The organism is Catenulispora sp. GP43, assembly GCF_041260665.1.
GTDB lineage: Bacteria > Actinomycetota > Actinomycetes > Streptomycetales > Catenulisporaceae > Catenulispora.
In genome coordinates this window covers 59,944-77,508 of sequence record NZ_JBGCCT010000025.1, presented here as the reverse complement: position 1 = coordinate 77,508, position 17,565 = coordinate 59,944, and the positions used below count along the sequence as shown (strand labels likewise).

Here is a 17,565-nt window from a genome sequence, read left to right as displayed (position 1 = left end):
TGGCGGGCGGCGTCCGCCCGCAGGCAGGATCACGGAGCATGGAACACCTGCTCTGGTACGACGCCCCGGCCGCCGACTGGGAACGCGAAGCGCTGCCGATCGGCAACGGCCGCATCGGCGCGATGGTCTTCGGCGGAGTCGCCGCCGAGCGCGTCCAGTTCACCGAGAAGACGTTGTGGACCGGGGGACCGGGGCACCCCGGCTACGACCACGGCGACTGGCGTGGGCCACGGCCCGGCGCGCTGGAGGAGGTGCGGCGGCGGATCGAGGAGGAGGGCTCGCTTCCGCCGCAGACCGTCACCGAACTGCTCGGGCAGCCCAAAACGGGGTTCGGCAACTTCCAGAACTACGGCGATCTGATCATCGAGTTCCCGAAACTGGATGATGAGGGTATAAGGGATTATCGCCGCATCCTCGACATCTCCGACGCCCTCGCCGGTGTCACCTTCGAAGCAGCCGGTGTCCGCCACACCCGCGAGTACTTCGTCAGCCACCCGGCGGGCGTCCTGGTCGGGCTGCTGAGCGCCGACCGCCCCGGTGCCCTGGACTGCGTCCTGCGCTACGAACCCGGCATCGAGGGCGCCGATGTCACCGCCGAGGACGCCACGATCACCATCGGCGGCGCCCTCGCCGACAACGGCCTGCGCCACGCCGGGCAGATCACGGCGATCCCCGAAGGCGGCCGCCTCACCGCGAGCGAGGGCCGCCTCACCGTCGAAGGCGCCGACCGCCTCGTCATCCTGTTGGCCGCCGCGACCGACTACGCCGCCACGTATCCCGCCTACCGCAACGGGATCGACCCCGCGGGTCCGGTGGCCGAAACCATCGCCAAAGCCGCGGCCGCCACCTACGAGGACCTGCGCGCCGCGCATATCGCCGACCACAGCGCCCTGTTTGACCGCGTCGTCCTGGACCTCCGCGGCAGCCTGCCGGATGGCGTCCCCACCGACCGGCTCCTGGCCGCCTACGGCACCGCCGACTCCACCCCCGCCACCGACCGGGCCCTGGAGCAGCTGTTCTTCGACCACGGCCGCTACCTCCTCATCGCCTCCTCCCGTGCCGGGAACCTGCTGCCGGCGAACCTGCAAGGCGTGTGGAACGCCTCGCCGACCCCGCCGTGGTCCGGCGACTACCACGTCAACATCAACCTGCAGATGAACTACTGGCTGGCCGAACCGTGCGCGCTGGGGGAGTGCGCCGAGCCGCTGTTCGACTTCATCGACGCGCTGCGCGCGCCGGGCCGGGTCTCGGCCCGCGAGATGTTCGGCACCGAAGGCTGGGTGGTCCATAACGAGACCACACCCTTCGGCTTCACCGGGGTGCACGACTGGCCGGACGCGTTCTGGTTCCCGGAGGCTGCGGCATGGCTGTGCCGGCACCTATGGGAGCACTACGCCTTCACGCTGGACGAGGACTTCCTGCGCGAGCGCGCCTACCCGGTGATGAAGGAGGCCGCCGAGTTCTGGCTGGCGAACCTTCGGCGCGATCCCCGCGACGGCACGCTGGTGGCGAACCCGAGCTTCTCGCCGGAACAAGGCGAATACACCGCGGGCGGCGCGATGGCCCAGCAGATCATCCGCGATCTGTTCAAGCACACCCCCGGCCTCACTGACCAGTGGGAGGACCTGGACTCCGGGCTTCGCATCGGCTCCTGGGGGCAGTTGCAGGAGTGGAAGGAAGACCTCGACGATCCGCGGAACCAGCACCGTCACGTCTCGCAGATGTACGCGCTGCACCCGGGCGCGGACATCGACCCGCTTCGGGACGAGGCCCTCGCCGACGCGGCCCGCACCATCCTGAACGCCCGCGGCGACGGCGGCACCGGCTGGTCCAAGGCCTGGAAGATCAACTTCTGGGCCCGGCTGTGGGACGGCGACCACGCGCACCGCCTGCTGTCCGAACAGCTCACCGGCAGCACCCTGCCGAACCTGTTCGACACCCATCCGCCGTTCCAGATCGACGGCAACTTCGGCGCCACGGCCGGCATCGCCGAGATGCTGGTGCAGAGCCACCTCGGCGCGATCAGGATCCTGCCGGCGCTGCCCGCGGCCTGGCCGAACGGCTCGGTGACCGGCCTGCGGGCCCGGGGCGCGGTCCGGGTCGACGTCCGCTGGGCCGACGGCGCGGCGACGGAGATCTCGGTGACCCCGGACCGCGACGGCGAGCTCGACCTCCGCTCACCCCTGTTCGGGCCGTCCGGCCGCATGCGGTTCCAGGCCGAGGCCGGCCGCACCTCCACGTGGAAAGTTGAGATCAAATAAGGGATCCAGCTCTTGTATGTAGCTCAGGGGCTTGCCAGGGTGTCAGCCATGTGGAGACCCCTGGCTCTGGCCGCAGCCGCGGCCATGTTCGTCGCCGGTACGTTCGCGGGTACCGCCGCGGCCGCCGCGCCGACCGTGGAGATCAACTATCAGAACCCGGTCACGGCGCTGCCGCCGATCGCGCGGCCGGACACCCCGAGCTGCACGGTCACGGCGATGCAGCACGACTTCGCCAACAGCTACGGCCAGCCGTTCACCGGCACCCTGGCGCCGCCGGCGGCCTGTCCCGGGCCGTGGTCGAAGGTGGTGCTGGACTGGTCCGGCAACGCCGCCGGGCGGCAGTACGACCGGCTGGCCGGCGTGTGGATCGGCGGGTCGGAGGTGTTCCGGACCAGCACCCCCGAGCCGGATCCGGCCGGCATCTCCTGGCACGTGGACCAGGACATCTCGGCGTTCATCCCGCTGCTGCGCACGCCGCAGCCGCTGGTGGTGGACCTGGGCAACGTGGTGAACGACACGTACACGGCCACCTATCACATGACGATGACCGTGACCTACTACCAGGCCGACAAGCACCATCCGGAAGCCGCGCACAGCGACGTCGTCGTCCCGATCTCGCAGAGCACGTCGGCGGCCGGCTGGTGGGGCCTGACCCAGGGCCAGACCGCGAGCACCACGGTGACGCTGCCGCGCAACACCGAGAGCGCGGACCTGCAGCTGTACGCGCGCGGCGGCGGCTGTGAGGAGTTCTGGTACTCCAACGTGCCCGACTCCTACGCCGCCTCGCACGCCAGCGAAGGGCTCTGCGGTGGCGGGACGTACCGCGAGGTGCAGGTGGACGTCGACGGCAAGCCGGCCGGGACCGCGCAGCCGTTCCCGGTCATCTACACCGGCGGCGTCAGCCCCCTGATGTGGCGGCCGATCCCGAGCATCGACGCGTTCCGGACCCAGCCCTACGACCTGGACCTGACGCCCTTCGCCGGCCTGCTGGCCGACGGCAAGCCGCACACCGTGACCCTGGTGCCGCCCTCGGACATCAGCGACACCTGGCTGATGGACGGCAGCCTGTTCGTGAACGTCGACGCCGGCTCCGCGCAGACCTCCGGCGCGCTGACCCAGGACACGATCAGCCCCTCGCCGGCCGTGGACTACCACGTCGCCACCCAGCCCGACGGCAGCGACCTGATCACCGCCGCCGTGACCCGGGACTGGACCGTCGCCGGCTACGTCGACACCTCGCACGGCCGGATCACCACGAGCGTGACGCGGCACAGCGCCTACACCAACAGCGACGACATCGCGCAGGCCGGCACGGTGCAGACCGTGAAGCAGCGGGACTCCGGCTGGACCGAGACCGCCGCCTCCGACGGCCCGGGCCTGGGCCACCGGCAGCTGCGGCACGACACGTGGTCGTACCCGATCGACATGACCAGCACCTACATCCCGGGTGCGAACTCGGACTCGTACACGGTCGACGGACAGGTCAGCGTGGAGCGCCAGCTGACCAGCACCGAGGCCGACCACGGCAACGCCTGGAAGCCGGTCTCGGCCGTCGACGACCGGGTGCAGGCCAAGGGCAACCTGCAGCGCGTGAACAGCGTCGTGACCGCGGCGGACGGCTCGGACTCGGAACTGTACGTCGGCGCCGACCGTTCCGGGTGCTACGGGCACTACATCGCAGCCGACCACGGCTACGTGACGCAGGACTACAAGACGGGGTGTCAATGATTCTGGAGATCCGCACCTATCGCCTGCACCCGGGCACGCGCGAGGAGTTCCTGCGCGCGATGACCGAGGAGGCGATCCCGCTGTTGGCCAAGGCGGGGATCGACGTGGTGGCGGCCGGGCCGTCGCTGTACGCCGAGGACGGCCACGAGGAGGCGTTCCTGATGCGGGCGTTCGAGTCGTTGGAGCAGTTGCAGGAGCAGGAGGACGCGTTCTACTCCAGCGCGGCGTGGCTCGAGGGGCCGCGGGAGGCGATCGTGACGCCGATGGTGCAGTACCACTCGATCGCGGTGGAGACGCCTGCCGCGGTGGTCGAAGGTATGCGGCGTCCTTTGTAGCTCTTCCACAAGGACGTTTGAAGCTACTCGCTAGTAACATGTCAGGGGCGGCCACCACGGTCGCCCCTGATCTGTCTTTCACTGGCGCACACGCCATCGCACAAAAGGAGACGACCATGGTCTTCTCGGTCCCGATCACGGTCCGCGGCTATGAGCTCGACACCCAGGGCCACCTGAACCAGGCCGTCTACATCCAGTACTCCGAGCACGCCCGCTGGGAGCTGCTGGCCGCCGCGGGCATCCAGCAGAACGCCATGGTCGCCGGCGGCATCGGGCCGGTCGCGCTGGAGGTGAACGTGAAGTACCTGCGCGAGCTGCGCGGCGGCGAGCAGGTGGACGTCACCTGCGAGTTCGCCTGGGCCGAGGGCAAGGTGTTCCAGCTCAAGCAGCAGATCACCAAGACGGACGGCACGGTGTGCGCCGACATCGTGGTCACCGGCGGGATCATGGACCTGAAGGCGCGCAAGCTGGTGCCTAACCCCGCCGAGCGGCTCGCGGCGCTGGCCAGCGATCCGTCGGTGCTGGGGATCTGAGGGATCCGGCGGCTCTTGTCAGAGGTCTCTGGTCTGATCGACCGGTGGGTGTCACCGGGATGTGGATCGTGACGACGGTTGCCGACAACCGGATCCAGGCGTGGCGGAAACGCTACGCGGCCGAGATCGCGGAGGCGGCGGACGGCGTCGACCAGGCGCTGGCCTGGTGGGCCGGCCTCGGCGGCGACGGGCTCCTGCAGCCGGTCGGCGACGGCCGGTGGCAGCGGACCGAGGCCGGCTCCGCGTTCGCGGACCTGTTCTGGGAGCCGGCCGGCGAGGAGTTGGCCCAGGAGGTCATCGCCGCCGCCGAGGCAGCCGGCGCGCAGGGCTTCGTCAGCGCGGCAGCGAGCAAGGGCGCTCCGGCGGCGGCCGCCTACTATGCGCTCGGGGCGGCGGAGGCCGCCCGGCTGCCGGGCGGCTTCGGCGAGTTCCTGATCGCGGCGGACGAGGTCGCCGCGATCCTGCCGGACCTCGAACGGCTGCTCGCCGGCGCCGAGCGCGAGGCGCTGGTCGAGCGGGTCCGGCTGTGGCTGGACTACGGCGGCAACGGTTCGGCGGCTGAACCGTCCGAGATCCTCGACGGGCTGCTCCGGGTCTTCCGCCGCGCCTCCGACCAGGGCCTGGGAGTCGCCGCGGTCCCGATGACCTTCTGACCCGATCGCAGCTGCGGATCGGCCGGCCTTGTCGGCGGGCTGTGGTCTCATCAAGGGATGAGTGTCACCGGTTTCTGGATCCTGACGGCCGTCGACGACGAGCGGATCCGCATCTGGCGGGAGCGCTACGCCGACGAGCGCGCGGAGGCGGCGGACAGCCGTGAGAAGGCGTTGGCTTGGTGGGCGGCCCTGGGCGACGACGCATTCCTGGAGGCGGACGACCGGCAGGGCTGGCGGCTGACCGAGAGCGGCTTCGCCTTCGCCGACCTGTTCTGGGACAGCGTCTCCGACAACCTGGCGAACGAGGTCATCGCCGCCGCCGACACGGCCGGCGCCGCCCCGGGCCGCAGCTGCCCCGGTGTGCGCAAGGGTGCTCCGGCGGCGGCCCTGTACCAGGCGCTGGGTGCCGCCGACGCCGCCCGGATGCCGGGCTGTCTCGGGGACTTCCTGATCGCCGCCGACGAGATCGCGGCCGTGCTGCCGCGGGTCGAGCAGATCCTGGGCGGAGCGCGCCGCGCCCAGGTGGTCGAGCGGGTCGGCCGGTGGTTGGAGCATGCCGCCGACGACGCCGCGTCCGAAGCGCCGGAGATTGTGGACGCTCCGCTGCGCGTCCTGCGCCGCGCCGCCGAACAGGGCTTGGGCGCCGCGGCCGTGTCGGCGTGCTTCTGACCCGACGGCACCTGCGGATCGGCCGGCCTTGTCGGCGGGCTCTGGTTTCATCAAGACGTGAGTTTCACCGGATTCTGGATGCTGACGACAGCCGCCGACGAGCAGATACAGACATGGCGGGAGCGCTACGCCGACGAGCTCGCGGCGGGGACCGAGCATCGTGAGCAGGTCATGGCCTGGTGGGCCGACCAGGGCGACGTCGCGTTCATCGAGCTCGATGATCGCCATGGCTGGGTGTGGACCGAGGCCAGCCGAGCGTTCTGCGATGTCTTCTACGACGTCGCCAGCGATGACCTGGTGCAGGAGGTCATCGAGCGGATCGGTGAAGCGGGGCAGACACAGTCCTTCGGCCTCGGCGCGCGCAAGTCGTCTCCGGCGGCGGCCCTCTACCACGCGCTGGGGGCGGTGCGGGCGGCCCGGATGCCCGGCTGCCTCGGTGATTTCCTGCTCACCGCGGACCAGGCCGCGGCCGCGTTGTCGGAGGTCGAGGGACTGCTCACCGGTGCGGATCGCGAGGACCTGGTCGCCTCGATCTGCGTGTGGCTCGACGAGCTCGCGGACGGCCCGCGGTCGAAGGGGGCTGAGCTCGTGGACGGCGTGCTCCGGGTCTTCCGCGAGGCCGTCGATCGGGAGTTGGGCGTCGCCGCCGTCGTGGCGTGCTTCTGACCCGAACCGCCCCACAAGTCGGAAGTCATACCTTCACCAGATCGGCTGATCGCCGGTCGGTGGGCGTTTCGCTCAGTGAGCGGTGGTCGTTTCTCCGGACGAGCGGCACGTGATCGGTGCCGCCGCTACCCAGGAGGAAGTACCAGTGCTGAAGACCAAGAAGATCGCCGCCCTCGTCGCCGCCACCGGCGGCCTGGCGATGGCCGGGGCCGGTGTGGCCAGTGCCGAGGCCACCGCCGACGGCTCCGCCGTGGGCTCGCCCGGCATCGTCTCGGGCAACACCATCCAGGTCCCGGTGCACGTGCCCGTGAACGCCTGCGGTCTGACCGTGAGCGTCATCGGCCTCCTGAACCCGGCGTTCGGCAACACCTGCGTCAACGGCTGACAAAGCCGCGGCCGTCTGATGGGCGGCCCCGAGGGCGGCTCCGAGGATCCCTGGCGGGTCCTCGGAGCCGCCCTTTCCCGTATGCGCCGAAAGCCCCCGACAACCAGCCCGGCGCCGTGGTTGCCCCGGGCTGCCCCGGTTCACTCGTACGAACGATTCACGGTTTGCCGGGAAAAACCTCCCGCTGACCGCCTCGTTAGTCGGATAGGTCTATCGGCTCGTCTGAAGAACACGGCAGACGGAACAAGGCAGGGGCTTTCATGCAATCGCAAGCAAAGCGGCGGATCGTTTTCGGACTCACCACCGGTGGGCTGCTCGCCACCGGCGGGGCCGGGATCGCGCACGCCGACGCGTCGGCCGCCGGGGTCGGCGACGCCGGCATCACCACCGCCGGCTCGCCGGGCATCCTCTCGGGCAACACCATCCAGATCCCGGTGGACATCCCGATCAACGTCTGCGGTGTGACGGCCAACGTGGTGGGCCTGCTCAACCCGGCGGCCGGCAACCACTGCGCCAACTCCGGCGGCGCCAGCGCCGGCGGCAGCGGCGCGACGGCCGGCGGCGGAGCGTCGGCGGCCGGCAGCTCGGTCGGCTCCCCGGGCATCCTCTCGGGCAACACGATCCAGGCCCCGGTGCACATCCCGGTCAACGCCTGCGGCGACTCGGTGAACGTGGTCGGCGTGGGCAACGGCGCCCTGGGCAACCACTGCTACAACGGCGGCGGCGCCGGCGGCGGCTCCACGGCCACCGGCAGCTCCGTGGGCTCCCCGGGCATCGTCTCGGGCAACACCGTCCAGGTCCCCGTGGACGTCCCGGTCAACCTGTGCGGCGACACCGTCAACGTGGTCGGCGTCGGCAACGGGGCCAAGGGCAACCACTGCGCCAACGCCGGCGGCACCACCGGCGGCTCGACCGCGACCGGCAGCTCGGTGGGCTCTCCGGGTGTCGGATCCGGCAACACCGTCCAGCTGCCGATCTCCGTCCCGGTGAACGTCTGCGGCGACTCGGTGAACGTGGTCGGCGTCGGCAACGGCGCCGAGGGCAACACGTGCGCGAACGGCGCACCGTCCACGCCCCCGATCGGCACCCCGCCGCCCTCGCCGCCGAACACCACCACTACCGGCTGGACCGCCCCGCGCACCACCCCGCCCGAGACCGGCTCGGTCGTCCCGCCCGCGGTCGGCACGCTGGCGCACACCGGTGCCGACGGCCTGATGCTCGCCCCGATCGGCGCGGCGCTGATGGGCGGCGGCGCGTTCATGTACCGCAAGTTCAAGCCGGGTCGCTCGTTCTAGCGTTCACCCTGGTAGGAGCGGCGGGATCCGGGTCCCTCAGGGATCCGGATCCCGTCTTCGCTGCGTTCCCGCGTTTTTCATCGGCTTCTCAGCGGGAACCTGCACAGTGCTGCTCAGTCTTGGGAATACACCGAGGACAGGCGCTGATCGGGTCGATAGGGAGACACTGGGCACATGAGGACCGGCTGGGTAGAACTTGCCGCCATTCCGGCGGTGTTACTGGTCGTGTACCTCCTGCGCACCAACACCTGGGCCAGCCGGCATGTGCGCATCGGCTGGAACTGGCTCAAGGCCTGGGCCCGGCTGGCGCCGTTCACCACGGCGCTGTCGCTGCTGGTCGTGGTGCACGCCTGGATGCTGATCGGCCTGTCTCCGCGGCTGCGCAACGCGGTGCTGCTCACGCACTCCACCACGCTGGCGCACCTGAAGAAGGAGCCGCTGACGGTGCTGTTCGGCTCAGCGATGTGGACCGACGTCAACGAGCTGGTGTTCATGGCCCTGACCGCCTTCATCTACCTGGCGCCGCTCGAGCGCTGGATCGGCACCTGGCGCACCGTGCTGGCGTTCCTGGCCGGCCACATCGGCGCCACGCTCCTGATCGCGCTGTGGATCGAGGAGACGGTGGTCCTGACCCCCGAGCAGGACCGGGTCTACTCCCGCACCATCGACGTCGGCATCAGCTACGGCGCCTACGCGTGCGCCGCGCTGCTGGCCTACCGGCTGCGCTGGCCCTACCGCCTGTCGGTGTGGTCGCTGATGCTGGCCTACCTGCTCTACCAGGCCTCGCTGAAGGACTTCGACGCCGCGGTGGACTACACCCCGCTGGGGCACCTGGTCGCCTTCGGCATCGGGCTGTCCCTGTACCCGCTGACCAGAACTGATCGCGCGCGCCGGCGCAGAGGCGATCCGTGGATCAAGATCCCCCGTTCGACCTCGACGTTTTCAGCAGGCGAGCCGACGTCCGATAATGAGACCACGAGCCTGGCGCGGTGACCCCGCAGAGCCGGGCGTGTGACAACGACGTCCGCCCCCGAACCGCGAGGGATGCGCCATGCCCGCAGCAGTTCCCCAGTCCGCCCCGACGTCCGCCGATCCGGCGGGCCGAGCGGACCTGGAAGCCCTGAACGAGATCCAACAACGCGTCCTGTGGCTGGCCACCAGGATCGTCGACGCCGCCAACCACGACCGCGCCACCGGCGACGGGGTCAAGGTCGGCGGCCACCAGGCCTCCTCGGCCTCGCTGGTCACCGCCATGACCGCGCTGTACTTCCACCACCTGGGCCCGGACGACAAGGTGTCGGTCAAGCCGCACGCCTCGCCGGTCTTCCACGGCATCCAGTACCTGCTGGGCGAACTGGACCGCTCCTACCTGACGCAGCTGCGCGCCTTCGGCGGCCTGCAGTCCTACCCGAGCCGTACCAAGGACCCCGACCGTGTGGACTTCTCCACCGGCTCGGTAGGCCTGGGCCCGGCCGCGCCGCTGTTCGCCGCCGCCGCGCGCCGCTACGTCGACGCGCACTTCGGGGCCCGGCCCCGCTCCCGCTTCGTGGCGCTGCTGGGCGACGCCGAACTGGACGAGGGCAACGTCTGGGAGGCCATCGCCGACCCGGCGTGCGCGGGCCTGGGCGAGGTCATGTGGATCGTCGACTTCAACCGGCAGTCCCTGGACCGCGTGGTGCCCGGTATCCGCGAGGGCCAGCTGCGCCTGCAGTTCGAGGCCGCGGGCTGGCACGTCGTGGAGGTCAAGTACGGCCGCCGCCTGCAGGCCGTGTTCGACCGGCCCGGCGGCGGCGCGCTGAAGGCGTGGATCGACGCCATGTCCAACGAGCGCTACCAGTCGCTGTTCGGCCTGGACGGCGCGCGCCTGCGCACGGAGTTCCTGGAAGGCGCCCCGGCCGAGGTCGCCTCGATCCTGTCCGTGGTCCCCGACGAGGACCTCGGCGCCCTGCTCACCGACCTCGGCGGCCACGACCTGACCGCGATGCTCGACGCCTACGCCGAGTGCGACGCCGTCACCGACCGCCCCAGCGTGGTCTTCGCCTACACCGTCAAGGGCTGGGGCCTGCCGATCGCCGGCAACCCGCGCAACCACTCGGCGCTGCTGAGCACCGAGCAGGTCGCGCAGCTGCGCACCGCCCAGGGCCTGACCGAGGCCACCGAGTGGGACCGCATCTCCCCGGACACCGCTGCCGGCCGCGTGGTCGCCGCGCGCGCCGCGCTCCTGAAGCGCCCGCAGCCCACCGCGCACCCGCCGGTCCCGGTCCCGGTCCAGGTCGAGACCCGCTCGCCGGCCAAGCCGACCTCCACGCAGGAGGCCTTCGGCCGCCTGGTCTCGGGCCTGGCGCGCACCCCGGAGGTGGCCCGGCATCTGGTGACCACCGCCCCGGACGTGGCGACCTCGACGAACCTGGCCGGGTTCATCAACAAGTTCGGCGTGTTCGCGCCTGCCGAGGTGCGGAACTACACCGCCGCCGACTCCCCGGTGCGCTGGAACGAGTCCCCCTCCGGGCAGCACATCGAGCTCGGCATCTCCGAGATGAACCTGTTCCTGCTGCTGGGCCAGCTCGGCCTGACCTGGGACCTGTCGGACCAGCCGCTGCTGCCGATCGGGACCGTGTACGACCCCTTCGTCTGCCGCGGCCTGGACGCCTTCATCTACGGTACTTACTCCGGCGCGCGCTTCCTGATCGCCGGCACGCCCTCCGGCGTCACGCTGGCCCCCGAGGGCGGCGCGCACCAGTCCACGATCACCGCCTCGATCGGCCTGGAGCTGCCGAACGTGGTGTTCTCCGAGCCCGCCTACACCCGCACCCTGGACTGGGTGCTGTGCGACGCGCTGGCCCGGATGGGCCGCGGCGAGGCCGGCTCCTCGGCCTACCTGCGCCTGACCACCCGGCCCATCGACCAGGCGCCGTTCGAGGCCGCGCTGGCGCGGGTGGGGGAGGAGCGGCTGCGCGAGCAGGTGCTGGCCGGCGGCTACCGGCTGCACGTGGCCTCGGAGCTGGAGAACGCCGGAGCGCCGGTGGTGCACCTGGCCGCCTCCGGCGCGGTGCTGCCGGAGGTGCTGGCCGCCGCGGCCGAGCTGGCCTCCGAGGGCGTCGCGGCGCACGTGGTCGACGTGACCAGCCTGGACCGGCTCTACACCGGATGGCGCAGCGCGCTGCAGCAGGACTACCGCAGCGCCTCCGGCCCGCGCCGGCCCTCGGTGCTCAAGGAGCTGTTCCCGGGGCGCGCGCCGATCGTCACGGTGCACGACGCCGCCTCGCACGCGATGGCCTGGCTGGGCTCGGCGGTCGGGGTGCCGGCGGTGCCGCTGGGCGTGGACAGCTTCGGCCAGTCCGGGACCGTGGCGGACCTGTACGCCCAGCACGACCTGGTGCCCGGCGCGATCGTCAACGCGGCGCTGGCTGCCTTGGCTCTCTAATGGGCTGAACTTCGGCTCTGTGGGCCGTCGAGGGATCCTCCTCGGCGGCCCACAGCGTCAGGGACAGGTGGACGCGGATCACGATGCTGACCCACACCATCAGCCCGACGAAGTCGATGACAATGCCGTAGGGGTTGGACGCGGTGTGGCGGACGATCTCCTGCGCCACCGCGGACAGCACCGCGGTGCACAGGCCGGTCGCGCCCGCGCTGAGCCACAGGTCTCTGGACGCCGGCGCGCCGCCGAGCCTGCGGCACAGCTGCTGGCAGACGACCGCGAACAGGACCGTTCCCACCGCCAGCAGGACGGTGGCGATGACGAGCGTGCCCAGGGTCTGCCAGCTCAGGCCGGAGCGGTGCCAGCGCACCCGCAGGCGGCCCCAGCTCATGCCGGAGACGGCGAAGCCCAGGAACATCAGCGGGATCGCGGCCAGCGCGGCGACGGTGTCGCGGACGCCGCGGCGCCAGGGGACCGGGTCGTCCTCGGTGCCCCAGATCGTGCGCTGGGCCCGGGCCAGGGTGTTCATCCAGGCCCAGGCCCCGTACAGGACACCCATCACGCCGATGATCGAGGTGGTGGCGGTGAGCAGCGCGTGCGCCTGGGCGTCGAACAGGGAGCTGACGTCCTGCACCGGGATGCCGATGGTCTTGGCCAGGTTCTGGTCGGCGTTCTTGTAGCGGTGCGGGTGGCGCTGGGCCAGCCAGGCCAGGCCGAGGTAGCCGAGCACGAGCACCGGCAGCAGCGACGGGAGTAGGTGGCCAGAGCGCGGCCGAGGTAGGGGGCTGTGCGCAGACGGCTGAGGTGGACGCCTTGTTGGTGGTCGACCCATTGGACGAACCGCGGGAACCTGCTGCGGTAGCCGGTGCTTCGGCGGCGGTGGCGCGGACCTACCCGCTGGCCTACCCCCGCGTCGTCTCGCAGGTCGTCTCGCAGATCTTCGGACACGCAGGTCAGGAAACTGTATGCGGCGGCTCTTCCGGGTACGACACGCCGTTCAGTAACCTGACGGTGTGTCAGATGTCAGGTCGACGTTCCGGACCGAACCGGCGCTGCCGGAGCAGGAGTGGCAGCTGCGGCTGGAGACCGATGCCGACGAGGCCGGTCCCGGCGTCGCGACGCTGGTGCTGGACCGCCCGGAGAAGCTGAACGCGTGGAGCTGGGAGGCCTCCCGGCAACTGGCGCGCCTGGCCGCCCGGATCCGGTTCGACGACCGGATCAGGGTTCTGGTGGTGCGCGGCTCCGGGCGGGCCTTCTGCGCGGGTGTGGACCTGGGGCTGCCGGAGGACCGGATCACCGGCCGCTCGCCGGCCGAACGCGCCCGCAACTTCGCCGAGGGGCTCCGGTGGGTGCACGAGCAGTTCCGCGCCTTCGCCACCCTGCCCCAGCCGATCGTCGCGGCCGTGCACGGATACTGCCTCGGCTTCGGATTCGAGCTGGCGTTGATGTGCGACATCCGCCTGGCCGCCGCCGACGCGGTCTTCGCCCTGCCGGAGGCCACGATCGGGATGGCCGTCGACGCCGGCGGCGAGATGCGCCTGGCCCGCGACGCCGGCAGCGGCTGGGCCAAGCTGCTGGCGCTGACCGGCCGCCGCATCGACGCGGCCACGGCGGCGCGCATCGGGGTGGTACAGGACGTGGTCGCCCCGGAGGACCTGCTGCCGGCGGCGTACGCGCTGGCCCGCGAGATCGCGGCCAACGCCCCGCTGGCCGTGCAGGCGATCAAGCGCTCGGTGGACACCTTCGCCGATCGCGGCCTGAGCGAGGCGATGGGGCAGGCGGCGCTGCTGGCCGCGACGACGTTCGTGTCGGAGGACGCGCCGGCCGGATACGCGGCGAAGGCGGCGCGACGGGCAGCGGAGTTCGAGGGGAAATGAGCGAATTGCGCTGGTTCGCTCAAACTTGTCAGTGGCAGACGGCACACTGATTCTATGAGCACAAAGACGATGACAGTGGACTGGCAGCGCGTGTCGGCGCGGCGGTTGGCGCGCGCCGGTTTGGCTGCCGAACCACAGCCTTCCGCAGGCCTCGATCTGGCCGGGACCGTCGCGTCGATGGCCGGCGCCCACGCGCAGATCATGTCCGCCGCAGAGCTCTCCGTCGCCATCCGGGCCCCCGGCGCCGCGGCCGTCGATGTCAGAGATGCGTTATGGAATGAACGCACCCTGGTCAAGACCTTCGGCCCGCGCGGGACCGTCCATCTGCTCCCCGCCGCGGAACTGAGCGCCTGGCTCGGGGCCCTGTCCGCGCTGCCGCCGATCACCGACCGCTTCGCCCCGGACGTTCGCCTGACACCGGAGCAACTGGACTCGGTCCTGACCGCTGTCGCCTCCGCGCTCGGCAGCGAGCTGACCACCGAGGAACTGGATGCCGCGGTCGGCGACCTCGCCGGGCCCTGGGCGATCGACGAGGTGATGCCCGCGTTCCAGACCATGTGGCCGCGTTGGCGGCAGGCGATGGCCATGGCCGCACACCGCGGCGTGCTGTGCTTCGGCGCCGGACGCGGCCGCAAGGTCACGTATATGAACCCTGAGGTGAAGCCCGCCGACACCGACGAAGCCCTGACCGCCGTGGTGCGGGACTATCTGTGGTCCTACGGTCCGGCCACGCCGCCCCAGTTCGCCAAGTGGTTCGGCGGCACCCCGGCGTGGGGCGCGAAGGGGTTCGGCAGCCTCGCCGGTGCGGGGAGTATCGAGGAGGTCGACTTCGAGGGCGCGGCCGCCTGGGTCGCCGCCGGCGACACCGCGTTCGACGACGCCGAACCGGGCGGCGTCCGGCTGCTTCCCTACTTCGACGCCTACGGCATCGCCGGTCAGCCGCGCGACCGGCTGTTCCCGGGCCGGGCCGCTGAGCGTGCGCTGAATCGCGGCCAGGCGGGCAACCGGCCGATCCTGCTGGTGGACGGTGTGGTCGCCGGGATCTGGCATCTGCGACGCGCCGGACGCCGCGCGACCGTCACCGTCGAGGCGTTCAGCGCGCCGGACCGCGTGCTGCGGGCCGCGCTGGAGGAACAGGCGGCGCGCGTCGGGGAGATCCTCGGCGTCGCCACGGAGCTGGTGCTGGGCGAGGTGGAGGCCGGTCCCCATGCTTGAGCGGGGCCCGCGTCCGGGTGATCCGCCTGGCAACCGCCGCCCGCCCGAGCGGCGTCCTCCCAGCATGCCCAAGACCGTCATCGCCTTCCATGCCCACCCCGACGACGAGGTCCTGCTCACCGGCGGCACCCTGGCCCGGCTGGCCGCCGAGGGCCACCGCACCGTGATCGTCGTGGCCTGCGACGGCGCGATGGGCGACGCCCGCGAGCCCGGCGCCCTGGTGCGGCTCGACGAGCTGCGGGCCAGTGCGCGGGTGCTCGGCGTGGCGCGCGTGCACCACCTCGGCTACGCCGACAGCGGCCACGGCGCGCTGCTGTTCCCCGATCCGCCGGACCGGCCGCGCTTCATGCGGGCGCCGATCGACGAGGCGGCGGGGAGGCTGGCCGCCGTCATCGCCGAGGAGCACGCCGACCTGCTGCTCAGCTACGACGCGGCCGGCGGCTACGGGCACCGCGACCACGTCCGCGTCCACGAGGTCGGGGCGCGCGCCGCCGAGCTGACCGGCGTGCGGGTGCTGGAGGCGACCGTGCCGCGCGAGCCGGCGGTGCGGCTGGGCAAGGCGCTGCAGGCGGTGCGGATCCTGCGGCGCTACGACTTCTCGGACCCGAGCTGGTTCGGCAGCCCGCGCGCGGCCATCACGCACCGGTACGACATCCGCCGCTACGCCGGGGTGAAGCAGGCGGCGCTGGCCGAACACCACACCCAGCTCGGCAAGAACCGCGGCGGCCTGTTCCATCGCATCCTCATCCGTTTGCCGACGCCGCTGTTCGCGGCCTCGGTCGGCCGCCGTGAGTGGTACGTCGAGCGGCGGCGCTGACTACAAGGAGTTCGTATGTATCCCGGCCTGCCCGAACCGCCGCCGCTCGGCACGGCGATGCTGCCGCCCGCGACGTTCGCCGGCGTCACCGTGTTCATCACCGGCGGCGGCACGGGCCTGGGCCGGGCCATGGCCGCCGAGTTCGCCCGCTGCGGCGCCGCCGTGGGCATCGCCAGCCGGGACCCCGCGCACCGGGAGCGCGGCGTCGCCGAGGTGCGCTCGGCCGGCGGCGAGGCGGTGGGCGTCCCGTGTGACGTGCGCGACCCCGAGGCGATCCGCGGCGCGTTCGACGCGGTCGAGGAGGCCCTCGGCCCGGTGACGGTGCTGGTCAACAACGCCGCCGCCAACTTCCCCGTCCCCGCTGCCGACCTGTCCCCGAACGGCTGGCGCGCCGTGACCGACATCGTGCTCGACGGCACCTTCCTGTGCTCCCGCGAACTGCACCGCCGCTGCACCGGCCGCCGAAGCCGCGGCACGATCCTGAACATCCTGGCCACCCAGGCCTTCACCGGCGGCCCCGGCATGGCGCACGCGGCGGCGGCCAAGGCCGGCGTGGGCAACCTGACGAAGTCCCTGGCCGTGGAGTGGGCGCCCGAGGGCATCCGGGTCAACGCCCTGGCTCCCGGCCTGTTCCCGCACGAGGAGATGCGCGAGGACCTCAAGGCCCTGCGCCCCGAGCCCGACGTCGATGCCCAGCGCCAACCGGCCTTGCGCACCGGGCACCGGCACGAACTCGGCTGGGCCGCCACCTACCTGTGCTCGCCGTTCGCCGCCTTCCTCACCGGCCACACGCTGGTCGTCGATGGCGGCAACCACCTGCGCCGCGACTTCGTGATGCCGCCGGTGGCGCCGATCCGCGAACAACTGCCGCGGCGAGGCTAGGAATCTTTATTCTGAGTCGCGGAGCCCGATCCCCGGCGGTGAGCCACATCAGTCCCGACTGCGGGAGTGGCGGTGGCATAGGGGACGACTAAAGCAAGCCGGCCTCGGCAGCGGCGGTTCCGATCACGTCGCGCAGCATCTGGGGCGTGAGCCGTCCGGTGAACGTGTTCTGCTGGCTGACGTGGTAGCAGCCGTGGATCGCCAGGGCCGGGCCGTCATCGGTGGCGGGGAGCTCGACGCGCACGCCGTGCCCGAACGCGGGACGCGGTTTGGGTACCGTCCAGCAGCCCGCCGCGGCGATCGCCGGGAACAGCGCCTGCCAGCCGAACGCGCCCAGAACCACGATCGCCCGCACCGTCGGCCGCATCAGCTCCAGCTCCCGCAGCAGCCAGGGCCGGCAGGTGTCACGCTCACCCGGCGTCGGTTTGTTGTCCGGCGGCGCGCAGTGCACGGGAGCGGTGAAGCGCACGCCCAGCAGCTCCAGCCCGTCGGACGCGGAGACCGAGGTCGGCTGGTTGGCGAGCCCGAGCGCGTGCAACGCCTCGACGAGGATGTCGCCGGACCGATCGCCGGTGAACATGCGCCCGGTCCGGTTACCGCCATGAGCTGCCGGCGCGAGCCCGACGAGCAGCAGGCGCGCATCGGCCGGGCCGAAGCCGGGAACAGGACGGGCCCAGTAGCTCTGGTCGGCGAACGACCTGCGCTTGACCCGCCCGACGTCCTCCCGCCACGCCACCAGCCGCGGACACGCCCGGCAGTCGCACAGGACCCGATCCAGCGCGGCGAGGTTCGGAGCGGCCGGCGCCTGCTTGTTGGGCGATTCCACAA

The 17,565-nt window shown here is 71.7% G+C and carries 17 protein-coding genes; 15 read left to right on the top strand and 2 right to left on the bottom strand.

Going from position 1 to position 17,565, the window contains the following annotated elements; genetic code table 11:
• Nucleotides 1-38: 38 nt before the first annotated feature.
• From ABH926_RS38045 to ABH926_RS37995, 11 genes are all read left to right on the top strand, one after another.
• Nucleotides 39-2,261, top strand: a complete 2,223-nt coding sequence (locus ABH926_RS38045; protein ID WP_370370819.1) for a glycoside hydrolase N-terminal domain-containing protein — start codon at nt 39-41, stop codon at nt 2,259-2,261.
• Nucleotides 2,262-2,309: 48 nt separating this feature from the next.
• Entirely contained in the window at nt 2,310-3,989 is a 1,680-nt protein-coding gene (locus tag ABH926_RS38040) for a peptide-N4-asparagine amidase (RefSeq protein WP_370370818.1), read from the top strand.
• Nucleotides 3,986-4,324 carry an NIPSNAP family protein gene (locus ABH926_RS38035; protein ID WP_370370817.1) on the top strand — a complete coding sequence of 113 codons (339 nt, stop codon included), beginning with the start codon at nt 3,986-3,988 and terminating at the stop codon, nt 4,322-4,324. The genes ABH926_RS38040 and ABH926_RS38035 overlap by 4 nt, the downstream gene beginning before the upstream one ends.
• A 116-nt stretch (nt 4,325-4,440) precedes the next feature.
• Entirely contained in the window at nt 4,441-4,857 is a 417-nt protein-coding gene (locus ABH926_RS38030) for an acyl-CoA thioesterase (RefSeq protein WP_370370816.1), read from the top strand.
• A 68-nt stretch (nt 4,858-4,925) separates the two neighbouring features.
• Entirely contained in the window at nt 4,926-5,510 is a 585-nt protein-coding gene (locus ABH926_RS38025; protein WP_370370815.1) for a hypothetical protein, read from the top strand.
• Nucleotides 5,511-5,567: 57 nt separating this feature from the next.
• On the top strand, nt 5,568-6,179 hold the full coding sequence (locus ABH926_RS38020) for a hypothetical protein (RefSeq protein ID WP_370370814.1): 612 nt from the start codon (nt 5,568-5,570) through the stop codon (nt 6,177-6,179).
• A gap of 57 nt (nt 6,180-6,236) precedes the next feature.
• On the top strand, nt 6,237-6,845 hold the full coding sequence (locus tag ABH926_RS38015) for a hypothetical protein (RefSeq protein ID WP_370370813.1): 609 nt from the start codon (nt 6,237-6,239) through the stop codon (nt 6,843-6,845).
• Nucleotides 6,846-7,044: 199 nt separating this feature from the next.
• Nucleotides 7,045-7,230 (top strand): chaplin, encoded by a 186-nt coding sequence (locus ABH926_RS38010; RefSeq protein ID WP_370370901.1) that lies wholly within the window; start codon nt 7,045-7,047, stop codon nt 7,228-7,230.
• A gap of 260 nt (nt 7,231-7,490) precedes the next feature.
• Nucleotides 7,491-8,525 carry a chaplin gene (locus ABH926_RS38005; RefSeq protein ID WP_370370812.1) on the top strand — a complete coding sequence of 345 codons (1,035 nt, stop codon included), beginning with the start codon at nt 7,491-7,493 and terminating at the stop codon, nt 8,523-8,525.
• A 174-nt stretch (nt 8,526-8,699) separates the two neighbouring features.
• On the top strand, nt 8,700-9,518 hold the full coding sequence (locus tag ABH926_RS38000; protein ID WP_370370811.1) for a rhomboid-like protein: 819 nt from the start codon (nt 8,700-8,702) through the stop codon (nt 9,516-9,518).
• A gap of 58 nt (nt 9,519-9,576) precedes the next feature.
• A complete protein-coding gene (locus tag ABH926_RS37995; RefSeq protein WP_370370810.1) occupies nt 9,577-11,949 on the top strand; it encodes a pyruvate dehydrogenase in 2,373 nt (790 codons plus the stop codon).
• Here ABH926_RS37995 and ABH926_RS37990 read toward each other — a convergent pair.
• Nucleotides 11,918-12,778: a YhjD/YihY/BrkB family envelope integrity protein gene (locus ABH926_RS37990; RefSeq protein WP_370370809.1), complete on the bottom strand. Its 861-nt coding sequence runs from the start codon at nt 12,776-12,778 to the stop codon at nt 11,918-11,920. The two genes, ABH926_RS37995 and ABH926_RS37990, sit on opposite strands and share 32 nt — an antisense overlap.
• 181 nt (nt 12,779-12,959) lie before the next feature.
• Between ABH926_RS37990 and ABH926_RS37985 the strand changes: the two genes are divergently transcribed.
• The 4 genes from ABH926_RS37985 to ABH926_RS37970 all read left to right on the top strand — a co-directional run bounded on the left by ABH926_RS37985 (nt 12,960) and on the right by ABH926_RS37970 (nt 16,737).
• Complete coding sequence (locus tag ABH926_RS37985) at nt 12,960-13,823, top strand: enoyl-CoA hydratase/isomerase family protein (protein ID WP_370370808.1); 864 nt, start codon at nt 12,960-12,962, stop codon at nt 13,821-13,823.
• 54 nt (nt 13,824-13,877) lie between these two features.
• Complete coding sequence (locus ABH926_RS37980) at nt 13,878-15,038, top strand: winged helix DNA-binding domain-containing protein (protein WP_370370807.1); 1,161 nt, start codon at nt 13,878-13,880, stop codon at nt 15,036-15,038.
• 64 nt (nt 15,039-15,102) lie between these two features.
• Complete coding sequence (locus ABH926_RS37975) at nt 15,103-15,855, top strand: PIG-L deacetylase family protein (protein ID WP_370370806.1); 753 nt, start codon at nt 15,103-15,105, stop codon at nt 15,853-15,855.
• A gap of 15 nt (nt 15,856-15,870) precedes the next feature.
• The gene (locus tag ABH926_RS37970; RefSeq protein WP_370370805.1) at nt 15,871-16,737 is read left to right on the top strand and encodes an SDR family oxidoreductase; all 867 of its coding nucleotides are present in this window, start codon (nt 15,871-15,873) and stop codon (nt 16,735-16,737) included.
• A gap of 88 nt (nt 16,738-16,825) precedes the next feature.
• Here the strand turns inward: ABH926_RS37970 and ABH926_RS37965 are convergent, their stop codons facing one another.
• Nucleotides 16,826-17,563, bottom strand: coding sequence for a uracil-DNA glycosylase (locus ABH926_RS37965; protein ID WP_370370804.1), 738 nt, complete (start codon nt 17,561-17,563; stop codon nt 16,826-16,828).
• Between the last annotated feature and the right edge of the window lie 2 nt (nt 17,564-17,565).